The following is a 15609-nucleotide window of genomic DNA, read 5'->3' on the forward strand; positions in this document are numbered from 1 at the left end:
GAACATTCAGCCATGAGCGTCGTGCAGATATTTCCAAGACCCGAAGAGCCGTCCGCGCAGGCTCTCTCCGTCAGTCCTGTTGTTGAGCCCGAAGCCTCTACGACGGCCCCCGAAGCCCTGGCTGGAAGGCCCGTCGCCGCCGATTCCCTGCCTGTATCGGAGCCATACCCTCTTGACCGCGCGTTTCACGCGATGCTGTCGCGGTTGACGGGCGGGATTTCGCCGCTGGCCTTGTCGCTCGCCTGGCTCGATTGGAGCTCTCATCTGGCTGCGGCACCGCAGCGTCAGGTGGAGATGTCGCGCAACATGCTTCGCGACATGGGCCAGTTTGTGGAAGCCGCCGCGCATGCGACGTCGCAAAAACCGTGGTCCGTGATTGCGCCGCAGGGGCGGGATCGTCGCTTCAGGGGGCCACAATGGGAAGCCGCACCGTTCAATCTGCTTGCGCAGGCGTTCCTGCTCGGAGAGCGCTGGTGGCACGATGCCGCGACAGGTGTACGTGGCGTGTCGCACGCAAATGAAGCCATCGTCGAATTCTCGATGCGCCAGATGCTCGACATGCTGGCGCCGTCGAACTTCGCGGCGACCAATCCGCAAGTGCTGGAGAAGGCGTTCCGGAGCGGCGGGGAGAATTTCGTGTTCGGCTGGCAGAACTGGTGCAGCGACCTGATGCGCCTGCTCTCCGCCTCTAGGCCCGCGGGTGACGAACAGTTCATCGTCGGCGAGACGGTCGCGGCTTCGCCGGGCAAGGTCGTTTATCGCAACGCGTTGATCGAGCTGATCCAGTACCAACCCACGACTGCGCAAGTGCGACCCGAGCCAATCCTGATCGTGCCCGCCTGGATCATGAAGTACTACATCCTCGATCTGTCGCCGCAGAATTCTCTGGTGAAGTATCTGACCGGTCAGGGCTTCACCGTATTCGCGATTTCCTGGCGAAATCCGGATGCCAAAGACCGGGATGTCGCCTTCGACGACTATCGCAAGCTGGGCGTCATGGCGGCGCTGGACATGATCGGCCGGATCCTGCCGGGCCGGAACACCCATGCGCTCGGCTACTGCCTGGGCGGCACATTGCTGTCGATCGCCGCGGCCGCGATGGCACGCGACGGCGACAAGCGACTGTGCACGATCACCCTGCTTGCCGCACAGACGGATTTCACCGAGGCCGGCGAGCTAACGCTCTTCGTCAACGAGAGCCAGGTCGCCTTTCTCGAGGACCTGATGTGGCAGCGGGGCTATCTGGACACGACGCAGATGGCCGGCGCGTTCCAGCTGTTGCGCTCCAACGAACTGATCTGGTCGCGGCTGTCGCATGACTATCTGATGGGCGAGGGTGCGCCACCGAGCGACCTGATGGCCTGGAACGCCGACGCCACGCGGCTGCCCTATCGCATGCACTCGGAGTATCTGCGAAAGCTATTCCTGGGCAACGATCTGGCCGAGGGCCGCTATCGTGTCGACGAGAAGAGTGTCTCGCTTTCCGACATCCATGCGCCGATGTTCGTGGTCGGCACGCTCGCCGATCACGTGGCGCCGTGGCGATCCGTCTACAAGATCCACTATCAGGTCGATGCCGACGTGACCTTTGTGTTGACCAGCGGCGGCCACAATGCCGGCGTCGTTGCGCCGCCGGACGAGCCCGGCCACAGCTATCAAGTGCTGATCAAGGCTGCCGATGCGCCCTATGTCGGCCCGGACGAATGGCTGAAGCTGGCACCGCAAGTCGAGGGATCGTGGTGGCCAGAATGGGCCGAACGGCTGGCCGCACACTCCGGGGCGCCCTGCGATCCGCCGCAGATCGGAGGCGGAGACCTTGACGGTCTGCCGGACGCGCCGGGAGACTACGTCCACACCTAGTCCTCAGGCTCCGCATTCGGCGCAAGGTCGGCGGAGCGGAACGGCTTGGCCTTGTCGAGTTTCCGGTAGGCGCGCGAGGCGGTCCGCAACAGTTTCTTTTCGCGCTTGCGATTGAGGAAGCGAATGCTCGCCTCGGGAACGGCCTCGTTCAATGACGCCGCCAAGGTTTGCCCTCGCGCATCGTCGTTCAATTGCCCGAGAGACTTTTGCGCCTTGCGCAATTGCTTGAGGATCGACTTCTGCTTCGTCAGCGACTCGTCGGCGAATAGGTCGTCCAGGGACTCGATCGAATAGGTCAGCCGTTTGTTGAGAAGCCGCAGCTTGTGCCGTTTCTCGACGTCGAGCTTGCGGAGCTTGCGCGCTTTCTTGAGCAGCGTTTTTTCCCATTCCGTGAGTTTCACTGTTGCGTGGTCGGCGAGCGTGCAGCGGCGTAGCCTAATAGCTTCCTTGCTGCGCCGGGTCGACCAGGGGCCGCTCTCGATCCAGGCTGAGGTCTGCTCGACGAGCCGGCGATACCGCGCGGATTGCAGCGCGCGCGCCAACTGGCGATGGCTCTCGGCGCGCTTTTCGTCCCAATGCTGGAGCTCGGCAATCACGGTCAACTCGCCTTCACTCTCGGCGATGACCCGCTCGATCGCCACGTCGAGGTCCCGGACCATGCCGAGCTGGCTGTTCAGCCATTTCAGTTCGGTCCAGACCTCCGGCCGAAGGGCATCATCGACCATCGGTGAGAAGAAGCGGATGGCGGTGCGCAGATGCGTCAGTGCAATCCGGATCTGGTGCAGTGCCTCGGGATCGCCGCGGCAGGTGCCGTCATGCTGGGCGAGAACGGCGGCGAGGTGACGGCGGGCGATGATCCGGAAGGCCGTGTCGCAGACCATGCCGGAGCTGAGGCGGCCGGGCAGGGCATTGCGCCTCGCCGCAGGCTTGACGCGCGCGGCCGTCGAACTCGTGCTGGGTCGCGCCATTTGCAGATTGCCTTACTTGCTCTCGGCGATCGCGTCCCGGCAGTTCTGGAGCGTCTGCTCTTGCGTCCCGGATGCATCGATGGTCGCCCAACCGATATGGCCGATATTATAGTGCTCTTGCCGCGCGGCAACCTCTTGCGTGGCGTCGGATGCGTCGCCCCGGCGGGCTCCGATCCGCGCCTGCCGGGTCGCGAGGTCCGCAACCAGAAATAGGCCGCTCAGCGGCACGTTGCGCTCGCGCGCCAGTGCGGCGACCGCGTCTCGTTCGTCCTCGCGGGCGAACACGCCGTCGATGATCGCTGAATGGCCTTGCGCCAGCACCCGCCCGGCGTGCCGAGCCAATATATCGTAAACGCGGGCCGTGACCTCCGGCGTGTATGCGGATGCCGGCAGGCGGTTCGTTTCCTTGACCCCTAACATCTGCTTGCGGACGAGGTCGCTGCGCAGCACGACGGCCCCCGGCTGCGGCGCAATGTCCGGCGCGAGCGCGCGTGCCAAAATCGTCTTTCCGGTGCCTGACAATCCGCCGACTGCAATCAGCCGGGGAGCGGGCGGTTGGATCAGCGCGCGGGCGAGGCCAAAATAGCGCCGTGCCCTGTCGAGAATGCTGGGATCACCGGAATGCGGCGGCTTCAGCCGTGCCAGCGCGACCTGGGCGCGGATCGCCGCCCGGATGGACATGAACAGCGGCAGTGCGGAGAGCGCGTCGAGATTTTCGACCGGAGTCCCGGCGAGATAACGGTTCAGCACGATGTTGGCCGCGCGTGGTTGATCGTGGTGCAACAGGTCCATCAATCCGAATGCGAGATCGTAGAGCACGTCGGTGGTTGCCATCTGCGCATCGAACTCGATGGCGTCGAACAGCACCGGCTGTTCGTCGATCGCCACGATGTTCGCAAGATGCAGGTCGCCATGGCAGCGGCGCACGAAGCCTTGACGGCCGCGCTCTTCGAGCAAAGGCCGAAGGTGGAGGAACGTTGCGTGCGAGTCTCTGCCGAGTTCTGCGATCTCTTCGGCTTCGAAATGATTGCCAGTCCGCAGGCCATTGCTGTTGCCATCGATCAGGCCGGGGATGGAGGAAACCCATGCACTGCCGTCGGCGCGAATAGCCTGCGCATGCGAAGCGGCGATCGCGTCGGCGACAGCCGAGGCAAAAGTGTCATCCAGCGCTCCGGCGTTGGCCAGATGATCCAGCGTCCGGCTTTCGTCGAAGCGCAACATCTCGACCGCATACTCGATCGGCCGGCCGCTTCCGTCGACCTTCACCGATCCATCGGGCTCTTCCGTGATCGCCACGACGCGGTGATAGATCTGCGGCGCCAGCGGCCGGTTGATCCTGATCTCCTCCTCACACGCCGCCTTGCGCTTCTCGAGCGTCGAATAATCGAGGAACGGAAACTGCACGGCGCGCTTGATTTTCAGAGCGCGTCTGCCTTCGAGAAAGACCGAAGCTGCGTGCGTATCGATCCGCCTTACGTTCGGATGACCCGCGGAATTGGTGAGCGCCGCAAAGATCCGGTCCTGGGTCGCAGAATCGTCTGTCATTCCAGCTGGTACGTCCAGATGCGTCGGAAGGCGGCTCGCCCCGCGATCAGGGTAATCCATAGAAGCAGATCACGGCCAGTCCTTGACTTCGGTCAACGCCTGTCTCCTTTCCGATCGGTCGGAGTTCTTGGGCTTGACGAGGATCAAGCGTCCCAACCAAAGCCGGCCTATTCTGGCGCCTGAGGAGAATCCCGATGCCGATCAAGGACGTCTTTCTGCCGCTCGTCGGCCAGTCACGCGGCCCGGCCCTTGCTGCGATCGAGAAATGCGTGGCCGTTGCCGCCGACCTCGGCGCCAGGATCACCGCGCTTGCGCTCGAAGAGGATGTTTTCGTGCGGCCGAAGGTGATGCTCCCCGATGATTCCGATGCGGCCGAGCCAAACGGCTCGCTTGGGGCGGGCGACAGTCAGGATCTCCTGGGTGCGTTCACCCGCGCAACCTCCCGCACCGGCATTCGCGCTCAAAGCCGGTCGGCCATGGTGCCGGCAGACCAGATCGCGACAGTCCTGGCCGAGCACGGGCGCTTCAGCGATCTCACGCTGGTCCCCGTGAAGCCGCACGACAGCCGAACCGAGCACATCATCGAGACGCTCTTGTTCGAATCCGGACGGCCAGTGCTGCTCTGCCCGGAGCAGCATGTGGACGAACTGCGCCCGGAATTCGAGAACGTCATGATCGCCTGGGACCACTCCGCGCGTGCGGCGCGTGCGGTCGGCGACGCGCTGCCTATCCTTCAGGCAGCAGCCCTGGTCCGCGTGGTGACCGTGGCGGACGACAAGTCCGAGGCGATCGTGCAATCCGGGACGGCTCTCGTCGATCACTTGAGGGAACATGGGGTCTACGCCTCGTTTGAAACCGTGGCGGGCGGCGGCAGCTCGATTGGCAAGGTGCTCGGAAGCTGGGCGAATTCCCATGCCATCGATGCGATCGTAATGGGCGCCTACCATCATTCGCGCCTGAACGAGATCGTTTGGGGCGGTGTGACAAAGACCGTCATTGGCGAGCCACCGTGCTGGGTTATGATCTCGTACTAGGCGGGTGGCCAGTTTATCGGCCTGATCGTCAACCATCGGAACCGCCACCGACCGGGCGCATTTGCTTTCATGTCAACCTATCGTCTGAAGAACCTGCTGTCGCCGCGTTCGGTCGCGCTCGTCGGTGCGAGCGCCCGCCCGGTCTCCGTTGGACGCGCCGTTCTGGAGAACATTCGTAAGGCTGGATTCACGGGACAGTTCGGCCTCGTTAATCCGCGCCATGCGGAGATCGGCGGCGTCACGGCCGTGGACAGCCTCGATCTATTGCCGTTCGTGCCCGAGCTTGTGGTTATCACCGCGCCGGCGCGCGCGGTTCCGGGCATTGTCGATCAAGCCGGGCGGCGCGGCTCGGCGGGCGCCCTGATCGTCTCGGCCGGGCTCGGCCATGGACCGGGGTCCCTCCACGGGGCCGCCATCACTGCGGCCCGCAAATACGGCATGCGGCTGATCGGGCCGAACTGCCTGGGCATCATGATGCCCGCCGTGAGCCTCAATGCCAGTTTTGCTGCGCACATGCCGGGGCCGGGGAATCTCGCGCTGATCTCGCAATCAGGCGCGATCGCGGCCGGCATGGTCGATTGGGCCGCGCAGCGCGGCGTCGGCTTCTCCGGCATCGTCTCGATCGGCGATCAAATCGACGTCGATATTGCCGATCTGCTCGACTATTTCGCGATGGATCACAAGACCCGCGCGATCCTGCTCTATATCGAAGCCATCCAGGACGCGCGCAAGTTCATGTCGGCCGCGCGTGCCGCGGCGCGCGTGAAGCCCGTTGTCGTGGTGAAGTCCGGCCGAATGGCGCAGGGCGCGAAGGCGGCTGCCACCCATACCGGTGCGCTTGCGGGCGCCGACGCCGTCTATGACGCGGCGTTCCGCCGCGCGGGCGTCCTGCGGGTCTCCGATCTGCGCGAGCTGTTCGATTGCGCCGAGACGCTCGGCCGCGTCGAGTCGCCGGCGGGAAAGCGCCTCGCCATCCTGACCAATGGCGGCGGCATCGGTGTCCTCGCCATCGACCGGTTGGTCGAACTCGGCGGCATTCCGGCGAGCATCTCGGCGGACGCGCGCAAGAAGCTCGATGACGCGCTGCCGCCGACCTGGTCCGGCGCAAATCCCGTCGACATCGTGGGCGACGCCGATGCGTCGCGCTATGCGGCGGCGCTCGAGGTGCTGCTCGCCGATCCCGACAACGACGCGGTCCTCGTCCTCAACGTGCAGACCGCGATCGCCTCGGCTGCCGATATCGCAACGATGGTGACCGAACGCGTCAAGACATATCGCGAGAAGCACCGCAGTTGGGCCAAGCCCGTGCTCGCCTCGTGGATCGGAGCAGACCAGAACATCATCGAAACACTGTCCGGCGCGGGCATCCCGAACTATCCGACCGAGGATGACGCCGTGCGCGGCTTCATGTACCTCGTGAGGCATCGCGAAGTCGTGGAGGAGTTGAGCCAGGTTCCACCCGCAATGCCCGAGACTTTCGTGCCGGACGCACGTGCCGCAAAACAGATCGTCGCTGCCGCCATCGCAGACGGCCGGCAATGGCTCGAACCCGTCGAGATCAAGCACCTGCTCGAAGCCTACGATATCGCGATGGTGCCCACTTACGCCGCGGCCGATGTCGAGCAGGCGGTGGCCTACGCGGAAGACATCTTTGCGCAAGGCGCCACCGTCGTGCTGAAGATCATGTCGCGCGACATCGTCCACAAATCCGATGTCGGCGGCGTCGTGCTCAATCTGACGACGGTCGAGGCGGTGCGCGCCGCCGCCACCGACATTCTCGCCCGGGCGAGAAAGCTGCGTCCCGAAGCTCGCATCGAGGGCGTCATCGTGCAGGCGATGGTCGTCAAGGCGAAGGCGCGCGAGCTGATCCTGGGCCTCGCCGACGATCCGACCTTCGGGACCGTCGTGGTATTCGGCCGCGGCGGGACCGCGGTCGAGATCATCAACGACAAGGCGCTTGCGCTGCCGCCGCTCGATCTGCAACTGGCCCGCGACCTGATCGACCGCACGCGCGTGTCCCGGCTGCTTCGCGCTTACCGGGACGTGCCGGCGGTGAAGCCTGACGCTGTCGCCATGGTCCTGGTCAAGCTGGCGCAGATGGCCGCCGACATTCCCGAGATCCGCGAATTCGACATCAATCCGCTGCTGGCGGATGAAACCGGCGTGACCGCGGTCGACGCTCGCGTCGCGGTCGGGCCGCCGCAACCGAAGTTTGCCGGCTCCGGCGCCGCCAACTTCGCCGTTCGGGCCTATCCGTCCCAATGGGAGCGCCGCCTCAAGCTCAAGGAGGGCTGGCGGATCTTCGCGCGGCCCCTGCGTCCGGAGGACGAGCCGACCATCCACGCATTCCTGCGTCATGTCACGGCGCACGATCTTCGTCTGCGTTTCTTCGCGCCGATGAAGGAGTTCACCCACGAGTTCATCGCGCGCCTGACCCAGCTCGACTATGCGCGCGCGATGGCCTTTATCGCATTCGACGAGGCGAGCGGTGAGATGGTCGGCGTGGTCCGACTCCATTCGGACTCGATCTACGAGAGCGGCGAATATGCGATCCTGCTGCGGTCCGATCTCAAGGGCAAGGGGCTGGGATGGGCCCTGATGCAGCTGATCATCGACTACGCGAGATCGGAGGGGCTCAAGGCGATCTCGGGTGATGTTCTCAGGGAGAACACCACCATGCTGGAGATGTGCCGGCAGCTCGGCTTCGAGGTGAAGCCGGATCCCACTGAACCGGACATTTGCGACGTCAGGCTGAAACTCTGAGCGCGACCGCTATGAGCGCGCTTCAGCCGAATTTGCCGCGGGGGACTCCTTGGCCGTTCTCCGCAAAGTCTTGATCAGGACCGCAATCAGCGGCACCAGCACCGGCAAGATCGTGCTGAGCGGATGATGCACGGCGCCCGACATTTGGGCCTGGAATGTGCGTGCCTCGAGCTGAAGTGCTTCGATGGATGCGCCGTGAATCTCGTTGGCGAGTTCGATGTCGCGCCCCGAGGGAGGCCGGCCGGCAATCACAAAGAGAATGGCTGCGATGACAAAATTGACGGCGCCGAGGATGGCGGCCGCGCCAATGGCACTCCAGATCTGCACCAGTGCGAAATAGGCCGATAGCTCCAGCATCAGGAGGCCGAAGGCGGCGATCAGCGCCGCAAAGGCGCGCAGGCCGAGGCCGATCAGCAGGTGGCGCAGTCGGATGTCCGCGATGATCCTGTCGGTACGCCAGAGCACCCGCAGATGTTTGACGACATTTTCGGTGTTCACCTAGTGCCTCCGCAGCATGAAGCCGACGACCACGCCGAGCGCGAAGGCCGAGGCAAGTGGTGTGATCGGGCGGTCCGCAATGAGGCCCTGCAGCTGCTCCTGCTCCTCGTCGACGGTCTCGCCGAGCTCGGCGAGCGCGGCCCTGATCTGATCGGCAAGCGCCTCCGCGCGGTCCTTCGAACTGTCGAACATCTCCTCGCCGGCCGTGCTCAGCAAGCGTGTGACGTCAATCTTCAGCGTGCGCAGTTCATCGCTCATCCTGTCGCTGTCGAACATCGATCTGATTTCCCCGTTAATGGAAACAAACCTAGGACCCACTGGTCCGACCGCGCTTGATTTGCGTCAAGGAGGCAGACGCGTCGTGGTCTTGAGACAGGTCAAACCGGCTGCCACATGCTGGCCTAGAATGACCGGCTGAATGGGGACCGGGTTGTCCCGATGAGGTGGAAGCGTGAACTCCGAACCGCTGTTGCTGGCAACGCCCTCCGGCGAAGAGCTGAAATTGTGCCCGGAAGGGCCGTGGATTGCCGCGAACGTGTCGATGCTGGAGACATTGTCCCGGTCGGTCGGGGCGGACGTCGATCAATCCAGAGCCGTGACCTTGGACATGTCGGGCGTCAGCGCGCTCGACACGCTCGGCGCCTGGGTCCTGGAAAAGCTGTCGCGCAGGGCTTCATCGTCCGGTCGATCGACCGAATTTATCGGGGTCGCCGACCATTTCAGTGGCCTGATGGACGAGGTGCGTCAGGTCAACCGCCACACGCCGCTGCCGACGCCTGCACCCAACCCTGTTCTGCTCAGGCTGAGCGATCTCGGCAAGTCCACGGTCGGCGCGCGTGAAGACATCACGATCTTTCTTCAAATGCTGGGCGCGTTGTGCATGGCCGTGATCGGCGTGCTGCGCCGGCCGCGCTCGCTGCGACTGACATCGCTGATCTATCAGCTCTATCGCATCGGCTGGCAGGCCATCCCCATCGTCGTGCTGATCACCTTCCTGATCGGCGCCATCATCGCCCAGCAGGGATTTTTCCATTTCCGCAGGTTCGGCGCGGAGTCCTACACCGTCGACATGGTCGGCATCCTGGTGCTGCGCGAGCTCGGGGTGCTGATCGTTGCCATCATGGTCGCCGGCCGCTCGGGAAGCGCCTACACCGCCGAGCTCGGCTCGATGAAGATGCGCGAGGAGATTGATGCGCTCTCGACCATGGGCCTCGATCCCGTCCACGTCCTGATCCTGCCGCGGGTTGCGGCCCTGGTGATTGCGCTGCCGATCCTTGCTTTCATCGGATCGATTGCCGCACTCTATGGCGGCGGCCTGGTCGCGCAGTTCTACGGCGGCATGGCGCCGGCGATCTACATCGCGAGGCTGCACGAGGCGATCTCGGTCACCCATTTCGAGGTGGGCATCCTGAAGGCGCCGTTCATGGCGCTGGTGATCGGAGTAGTCGCCTGCAGCGAGGGCTTGCGCGTGAAGGGCAGCGCCGAGTCGCTGGGACGACAGACCACGACGTCGGTGGTCAAGTCGATCTTCCTGGTGATCGTGCTCGACGGAATGTTCGCGATCTTCTTCGCCTCGATCGGAATGTGATCATGGGCGAATCGCAAGAGCAGTTCGCGATCCGCGTCCGCGACCTCGTGGTCGGCTTCGGCCGGCAGACCGTGCTCGATCATCTGTCGCTCGACGTGCGCCGGGGTGAGATCCTCGGACTGGTGGGGGCGTCCGGTGGCGGCAAGTCGGTGCTGATGCGGACCATCATCGGCCTCATCCCGCGCCAAGGCGGGACCATCCAGGTTACGGGACGGCCAATCGGCGGCCGCACCGAAGGCGCGGCCACGACATGGGGGATTCTGTTCCAGCAGGGCGCGCTGTTCTCCTCGCTGACGGTCCGGCAGAACATCCAATTTCCGCTTCGTGAAAATCTCGTCCTGTCGCAGGAGCTGATGGACGAGATCGCGATCGCCAAGCTCGAAATGGTCGGGCTGCGGGCGCAGGATGCCGATAAATATCCGGCGGAGCTATCCGGCGGCATGACCAAGCGCGTCGCGCTGGCGCGCGCGCTCGCGCTCGATCCGCCGATCCTGTTCCTGGACGAGCCGACCTCGGGCCTCGATCCGATCGCGGCGGGTGATTTCGATGCGCTGATCGCGACCCTGCAAAAGACCCTCGGCTTCACCGTCTTCATGGTTACCCATGATCTGGCGAGCCTGACAACGGTCTGCGATCGGGTCGCTGCTCTTGCCGACGGCAAGATCGTGGCGATCGGTCCGATGCGCGACCTGCTGCAATCCGAGCATCCCTGGGTGCGCGCCTATTTCCATGGCAAGCGCTCGCAGATGCTGCAACACGAGATGAGATGAGACATGGAAACCCGCGCTCCCTACGTGCTGATCGGCAGTTTCGTCCTGGCCGCGATCCTCGCGGTGTTCGGCTTCGTCTATTGGCTGAACAACACCGGCGGCATCGGGCCGCGCACGAGCTATCACGTACAATTCCAGGGCCCGGTGCCCGGTCTTCTGGTCGGAGCCGGCGTACTGTTCAACGGCATCCGCGTCGGCGAGGTTACCCAGCTCGGGCTTGCGCCGGACAATCCACGCTTCGTCAATGCGACGATATCGGTTGCTTCAACCACGCCGGTGCGCGCCGACAGCAGGGTCGGGCTCGATTTCCAGGGGCTGACCGGCGTGCCGGTAGTGACGCTGGAGGGAGGCGTCATCGTCACCAAATCCGGCGAGACCCCGACCCCGACCTTGATTGCCGAGGCGGGTGCGGGCCAGAGCATGACGCAAGCCGCGCGTGATGCGTTGCGGCGGGTCGACACCGTGCTGGAGGACAATTCGGGTCCGCTGAAGGACACCATCGCCAATCTCAAGACCTTCTCGGACGGGCTTGCGCGCAACACCGGCAAAATCGACGGCATTTTGGCGGGCCTGGAGAAGATGACCGGCGGCGGAACGCCGGCGCAGAAAGTCACCTATGACCTGCGCACGCCGCAGAACCTCGGGCCGGCCGGCAAGACGCTCTCGACGTCACTGGCCATTCCCGAGCCGACGGCGGTCGCCATGCTCCAGACCCAGCGCATGCTGTTCGCCCCCGGCGGCGACAATCCGGGCTTTGCGGACTTCCTCTGGGCCGACAGCATTCCAAAACTGGTGCAGGCGCGGCTGATCGACAGTTTCGAGAACTACGACATCGCCCACGCGCCATTGCGAACGGCCGATCTGGGGCAAGCGGACTATCAGCTGCTGATCGACATCAGGCGCTTCCGCATCGCCACAGAGGGGGAGGCACGGGTCGAGATCGGACTGTCGGCGCGGATCGTCGACAAGAACGGCAAGGTGATCGCCTCGCGTCTCCTCGACACCAGCGAAAAGCTCGACAAGGTCGAACCGGCCGCGGCGGTCGCAGCGTTCGATGTGGCCTTCACACGCATCGCCAAGGAGCTGATCGGCTGGACGGTGCAGGCGGTGTGACGCCGGCTATTCCAGGGTCTTGAGGTAGGACAGGAGATCGTGGATCTGGTCCGGACTGAGCTCGAAGGCCGGCATGTCGGCGTGGCCGGTGTTGATGCCTTCGGCCAGCGCCTCCCCAAGGCTCTCGACGGGATAGCGTTGGTGCAGGGCGCGCAGCGGCGGTGCGATCTTGAGCGGACTGTTCGACGCACGGTCGATCGCGTGGCAGCGCGCGCAATTGGCTCGCGCAAAGGCCTTGCCGCGTTGTTCGGCGGTCGGGGCCGCCACAGCAGGCGTGATCAGAAGCAACCCAATCAACCCGTGACGCAGCGTTCCTTGCAGCATGTAAAGTGACCCCGATTATGTCCGGGAGAAGAATAGGGCGGGGATTCCCTCCAAAATTGATCTGGGTCAACCGGCCTTGGCGCAGTGCAGTAAAATGCAGCCGCGCGACGGAATGGGCCTGATGGCCACCCGGCGCTTGGAGCGGTCGATGAAGCCCATAGTCACGATTGAACCGAACTGGCAGCTCTGCACCGATTGCGCCGTCCGCGCATCAGCGGTTTGTTCGTCGCTGGATGCGGTCGAGCTTCGGGAATTCGAGCATCTCGGCCGGCGCGTCCATTTTTCCTCAGGCGAGACTGTGTTCTCCGAGGAGGACATCACGACCTCGTTCTACAATCTCCTCGAGGGCGTCATGCGGCTGTACAAGCTACTCGCCGACGGCCGCCGGCAGATCGTGGGCTTTGCCTTGCCCGGCGATTTCCTGGGGATGAATATTTCGGGCAGGCACAATTTTTCGGCCGATGCGATCGGCGCGGTGACGGTATGCCAGTTTGCGAAGGCACCCTTCGGCCGTTTCATCGAGGACCGGCTGCACCTCCTCAGGCGGATCAACGAGCTGGCAATTCGCGAGCTGAACCAGGCCCGGGACCACATGGTCCTGCTCGGCCGCCGTTCGGCGGACGAAAAGGTGGCGGCCTTTCTGCTCGGCTGGCGCGAGCGGCTGGTCTCGCTGAAGGGGGCATCGGACACGGTTCCGCTTCCGATGAGCCGCCAGGACATCGCCGACTACCTCGGCCTGACCATCGAGACCGTCAGCCGCACCTTCACCAAGCTGGAGCGCCACGGCGTGATCGAGATCATTCATGGCGGGATCAGCCTGCTCGATCCGGCGAAGGTCGAGGCCTTGGCCGCAGCCTGATTCCGACGCAGCGCGGCTCGATTTTGATCGGGATCAATGCATTCGGCCGCGTGCCCCGAATAATGCCTGAAACCACAGGGGAGGGCATCATGCCGGCTGACGCGTTGCTTATGAGCATCATTGTCGTGGCAATCTTTGTCACATTCGCCGGGGCTCTGGCCTGGGCAGACCGGCAAACCAGCGCGGGCCCGCTCAAGTCAGACGTCAAGCGTCGAAGCTCCTGAGATTAGGGTCGCATTTTGTGGCGCCCGCGGCGCGGGCTAGGCCGTGCGAACTCGGGACGATTGGCAGCGCCTCAACGCAAGGCGGCGTGCGGCGCTTGCAACTCTGCATCGACCGGGACGCATTGGCTCATCCTTCGGCTGCCGGCTTCGCCCCTGACCGCGGCATTTTCGCCGCGTTTGCCTCAAATCGAGAGCATGCTTTCCGGTTGAAAAACTGGGCTACACTGACTACGCAGGGACCCCAGTGCCTCGCAGTCTTAGGAGCCCAGTGGCGTGCCTCAGGACAAGACCGGCGACGACCCCCGACAAGCAGCGGGGAATAAATTATCGGTCCTGCGCAAGCACCCGATCTTTGCGGATCTGGAGCCGGAGGCGCTGGATCAGCTCTGCCGTTACGCCAAGCACACCACGGTGAAGCGCGGCGCGACGATCGCTGCCAAGGGCGATCCCGGCAACAATCTGTTCGCGGTGATCACAGGGACGGTGAAGATTTCCTCTTCGTCGCCCGACGGCCGTAACGCCATTCTCAATCTGATCGGTCCCGGAGAGATCTTCGGCGAAATCGCGGTGCTGGACGGCGCCCCCAGGTCGGCCGATGCGACCGCCAACACCAATTGCGAACTCTACATCATCGATCGCCGGGACTTCCTGCCGTTCGTGAAGAGCCAGCCGGCGCTCGCAATGAAATTCATCGAGCTGCTCTGCGCGCGCCTGCGCTGGACCAGCCAGCAGGTCGAGCAGGTGATCCTGCAAAATCTGCCGGGCCGGCTTGCGAGCGCGCTGCTCGGCCTCACCGAAGAGCGCAAGTTCGACTCCGGCAGCGGCACGCTCGCCATCACGCAGCAGGAGATCAGCGAGATGGTGGGGATGACGCGCGAGAGCATCAACAAGCAATTGCGCGCCTGGGCGGGCCGCAACTGGGTTCGCCTCGAGCACGGCGCCATCGTCGTGCTCGACATGGATGCCTTGCGCGAACTCGCCGAGAGCGGGCTCGACAGCTAGCTGTCGATGATCGCGACGGCGCGGGTCCAGCCTGCGGAGGCCCGCTCGATCTTCACCGGAAAGCACGAGACGGTGAACCCGGTCGAAGGCAGCTGGTCGAGATTGTGCAGCTTCTCGAGATGGCAATAGCCGATGTGCCGCCCCGCCTTGTGGCCCTCCCAGATCAGGCCGGCATCTTTCGTTTCGGCATATTTCTTCGCGGTGTGGACGAACGGCGCGTCCCAGCTCCAGCCGTCGGTGCCGGTCAGCCGCACGCCGCGTTCGAGCAGATACATGGTGGCCTCATAGCCCATGCCACAGCCTGAGCTGACATAGTCGGCTTGGCCGAACTTGGCGCCGGCGCCGGTGTTGACGACGACGATCTCCAGCGGCGACAGCGCATGCCGGATCCGCCTCAACTCCTTCTCGACGTCGTCGGCGCTCGCCACGTAGCCGTCGGGCAGATGTCGGAAGTCGAGCTTCACGCCGGGCTGAAAGCACCATTCCAGCGGCACCTCGTCGATCGTCCATGACCGCTCGCCGCGATTCATGGTTGGATGGAAGTGCCAGGGCGCATCGAGATGCGTGCCGTTATGGGTCGACAGCGAGACCTGCTCGACGGCCCAGCCCTGGCCGTCCGGCAGGTCCTGCGCCGTAAGGCCGTCGAAGAACTGCAGCATCCGCGGCAGGCCCTGCTGGTGATCGATGTACTGGATCGTCGGGTGATTGCCCGGCGGATCCGCCGTCACGTCGTTTCTGAGCGGCACGGAGATGTCGATCAGCTTCCGCGGCATGGGCATTCCTCGGGATGGTCCGTTTTGTTTCGCAGCATCTTGAGGGGGCCGCACCGGCGGCGTCAAGCAACGCGCATAAACGCTTCCCGCGGCAGACGGACAGATGATTTCGGAAAAAGCGGGCTACGAGCCGGTTGTCCGCCCAAAGGCGGCTTGATCCATCGATGCAACTCTAGCATTGATCGATGCCGGATTTGGCTTGGACAGAGAATGCCGCGCGCCCTAGGGACGACAATGGCGCTTGACTTCATACCGGAAGTGGAGCGACCCAAGGCGGCCCGCAGCATC

14 protein-coding genes are annotated in these 15609 nt (G+C 64.2%); 8 read left to right on the forward strand and 6 right to left on the reverse strand.

Features of this window, described 5'->3' with window-relative positions:
* Window positions 1-12: 12 nt before the first annotated feature.
* A complete protein-coding gene (locus AC0L30_RS19960; protein ID WP_007601587.1) occupies window positions 13-1860 on the forward strand; it encodes a PHA/PHB synthase family protein in 1848 nt (615 codons plus the stop codon).
* Here AC0L30_RS19960 and AC0L30_RS19965 read toward each other — a convergent pair.
* Both AC0L30_RS19965 and AC0L30_RS19970 read right to left on the reverse strand, forming a co-directional pair.
* Window positions 1857-2828: a CHAD domain-containing protein gene (locus AC0L30_RS19965; RefSeq protein ID WP_007601589.1), complete on the reverse strand. Its 972-nt coding sequence runs from the start codon at window positions 2826-2828 to the stop codon at window positions 1857-1859. The genes AC0L30_RS19960 and AC0L30_RS19965 overlap by 4 nt on opposite strands.
* 12 nt (window positions 2829-2840) lie before the next feature.
* Window positions 2841-4373 carry a bifunctional aminoglycoside phosphotransferase/ATP-binding protein gene (locus AC0L30_RS19970; RefSeq protein ID WP_007601591.1) on the reverse strand — a complete coding sequence of 511 codons (1533 nt, stop codon included), beginning with the start codon at window positions 4371-4373 and terminating at the stop codon, window positions 2841-2843.
* Between the two features lie 194 nt (window positions 4374-4567).
* Here AC0L30_RS19970 and AC0L30_RS19975 point away from each other — a divergent pair, with 194 nt between their 5' ends.
* The gene (locus AC0L30_RS19975; RefSeq protein ID WP_473405002.1) at window positions 4568-5407 is read left to right on the forward strand and encodes a universal stress protein; all 840 of its coding nucleotides are present in this window, start codon (window positions 4568-4570) and stop codon (window positions 5405-5407) included.
* Window positions 5408-5476: 69 nt separating this feature from the next.
* Window positions 5477-8170 carry a bifunctional acetate--CoA ligase family protein/GNAT family N-acetyltransferase gene (locus AC0L30_RS19980; RefSeq protein ID WP_007601595.1) on the forward strand — a complete coding sequence of 898 codons (2694 nt, stop codon included), beginning with the start codon at window positions 5477-5479 and terminating at the stop codon, window positions 8168-8170.
* Window positions 8171-8179: 9 nt separating this feature from the next.
* On the opposite strand, the gene AC0L30_RS19985 is transcribed toward AC0L30_RS19980, so the two are convergent.
* Both AC0L30_RS19985 and AC0L30_RS19990 read right to left on the reverse strand, forming a co-directional pair.
* Entirely contained in the window at window positions 8180-8668 is a 489-nt protein-coding gene (locus AC0L30_RS19985; protein ID WP_007601597.1) for a phage holin family protein, read from the reverse strand.
* A complete protein-coding gene (locus tag AC0L30_RS19990) occupies window positions 8669-8944 on the reverse strand; it encodes a hypothetical protein (RefSeq protein WP_007601598.1) in 276 nt (91 codons plus the stop codon).
* A gap of 175 nt (window positions 8945-9119) precedes the next feature.
* Here AC0L30_RS19990 and AC0L30_RS19995 point away from each other — a divergent pair, with 175 nt between their 5' ends.
* Genes AC0L30_RS19995 through AC0L30_RS20005 form a run of 3 tightly spaced genes read left to right on the forward strand, consistent with a single transcriptional unit; the run spans window position 9120 to window position 12139 of the window.
* Window positions 9120-10256 carry an MlaE family ABC transporter permease gene (locus AC0L30_RS19995; RefSeq protein WP_007601600.1) on the forward strand — a complete coding sequence of 379 codons (1137 nt, stop codon included), beginning with the start codon at window positions 9120-9122 and terminating at the stop codon, window positions 10254-10256.
* Window positions 10257-10258: 2 nt separating this feature from the next.
* A complete protein-coding gene (locus AC0L30_RS20000; RefSeq protein ID WP_007601601.1) occupies window positions 10259-11026 on the forward strand; it encodes an ABC transporter ATP-binding protein in 768 nt (255 codons plus the stop codon).
* 3 nt (window positions 11027-11029) lie between these two features.
* Window positions 11030-12139: an ABC-type transport auxiliary lipoprotein family protein gene (locus tag AC0L30_RS20005; RefSeq protein ID WP_007601602.1), complete on the forward strand. Its 1110-nt coding sequence runs from the start codon at window positions 11030-11032 to the stop codon at window positions 12137-12139.
* A gap of 6 nt (window positions 12140-12145) precedes the next feature.
* On the opposite strand, the gene AC0L30_RS20010 is transcribed toward AC0L30_RS20005, so the two are convergent.
* Window positions 12146-12463: a c-type cytochrome gene (locus tag AC0L30_RS20010; protein ID WP_007601604.1), complete on the reverse strand. Its 318-nt coding sequence runs from the start codon at window positions 12461-12463 to the stop codon at window positions 12146-12148.
* Window positions 12464-12611: 148 nt separating this feature from the next.
* Here AC0L30_RS20010 and AC0L30_RS20015 point away from each other — a divergent pair, with 148 nt between their 5' ends.
* Both AC0L30_RS20015 and AC0L30_RS20020 read left to right on the forward strand, forming a co-directional pair.
* On the forward strand, window positions 12612-13322 hold the full coding sequence (locus AC0L30_RS20015; protein WP_007601605.1) for a helix-turn-helix domain-containing protein: 711 nt from the start codon (window positions 12612-12614) through the stop codon (window positions 13320-13322).
* Window positions 13323-13819: 497 nt separating this feature from the next.
* Window positions 13820-14548 (forward strand): Crp/Fnr family transcriptional regulator, encoded by a 729-nt coding sequence (locus tag AC0L30_RS20020; RefSeq protein WP_007601607.1) that lies wholly within the window; start codon window positions 13820-13822, stop codon window positions 14546-14548.
* On the opposite strand, the gene AC0L30_RS20025 is transcribed toward AC0L30_RS20020, so the two are convergent.
* The gene (locus AC0L30_RS20025) at window positions 14545-15321 is read right to left on the reverse strand and encodes a cyclase family protein (protein ID WP_007601608.1); all 777 of its coding nucleotides are present in this window, start codon (window positions 15319-15321) and stop codon (window positions 14545-14547) included. The two genes, AC0L30_RS20020 and AC0L30_RS20025, sit on opposite strands and share 4 nt — an antisense overlap.
* Window positions 15322-15609: the final 288 nt, after the last annotated feature.

It is taken from the genome of Bradyrhizobium sp. MI1.11 (assembly GCF_055811255.1).

What these genes read in the sequence shown, in the direction of transcription:
- AC0L30_RS19990 (WP_007601598.1), bottom strand. Translation starts at nt 8,944, where the DNA reads ATGTTCGACAGCGACAGGATGAGCGATGAACTGCGCACGCTGAAGATT.
- AC0L30_RS19980 (WP_007601595.1), top strand. Translation starts at nt 5,477, where the DNA reads ATGTCAACCTATCGTCTGAAGAACCTGCTGTCGCCGCGTTCGGTCGCG.
- AC0L30_RS19960 (WP_007601587.1), top strand. Translation starts at nt 13, where the DNA reads ATGAGCGTCGTGCAGATATTTCCAAGACCCGAAGAGCCGTCCGCGCAG.
- AC0L30_RS20015 (WP_007601605.1), top strand. Translation starts at nt 12,612, where the DNA reads ATGAAGCCCATAGTCACGATTGAACCGAACTGGCAGCTCTGCACCGAT.
- AC0L30_RS19965 (WP_007601589.1), bottom strand. Translation starts at nt 2,828, where the DNA reads ATGGCGCGACCCAGCACGAGTTCGACGGCCGCGCGCGTCAAGCCTGCG.
- AC0L30_RS20005 (WP_007601602.1), top strand. Translation starts at nt 11,030, where the DNA reads ATGGAAACCCGCGCTCCCTACGTGCTGATCGGCAGTTTCGTCCTGGCC.
- AC0L30_RS19970 (WP_007601591.1), bottom strand. Translation starts at nt 4,373, where the DNA reads ATGACAGACGATTCTGCGACCCAGGACCGGATCTTTGCGGCGCTCACC.
- AC0L30_RS20025 (WP_007601608.1), bottom strand. Translation starts at nt 15,321, where the DNA reads ATGCCGCGGAAGCTGATCGACATCTCCGTGCCGCTCAGAAACGACGTG.
- AC0L30_RS20010 (WP_007601604.1), bottom strand. Translation starts at nt 12,463, where the DNA reads ATGCTGCAAGGAACGCTGCGTCACGGGTTGATTGGGTTGCTTCTGATC.
- AC0L30_RS20000 (WP_007601601.1), top strand. Translation starts at nt 10,259, where the DNA reads ATGGGCGAATCGCAAGAGCAGTTCGCGATCCGCGTCCGCGACCTCGTG.
- AC0L30_RS19975 (WP_473405002.1), top strand. Translation starts at nt 4,568, where the DNA reads ATGCCGATCAAGGACGTCTTTCTGCCGCTCGTCGGCCAGTCACGCGGC.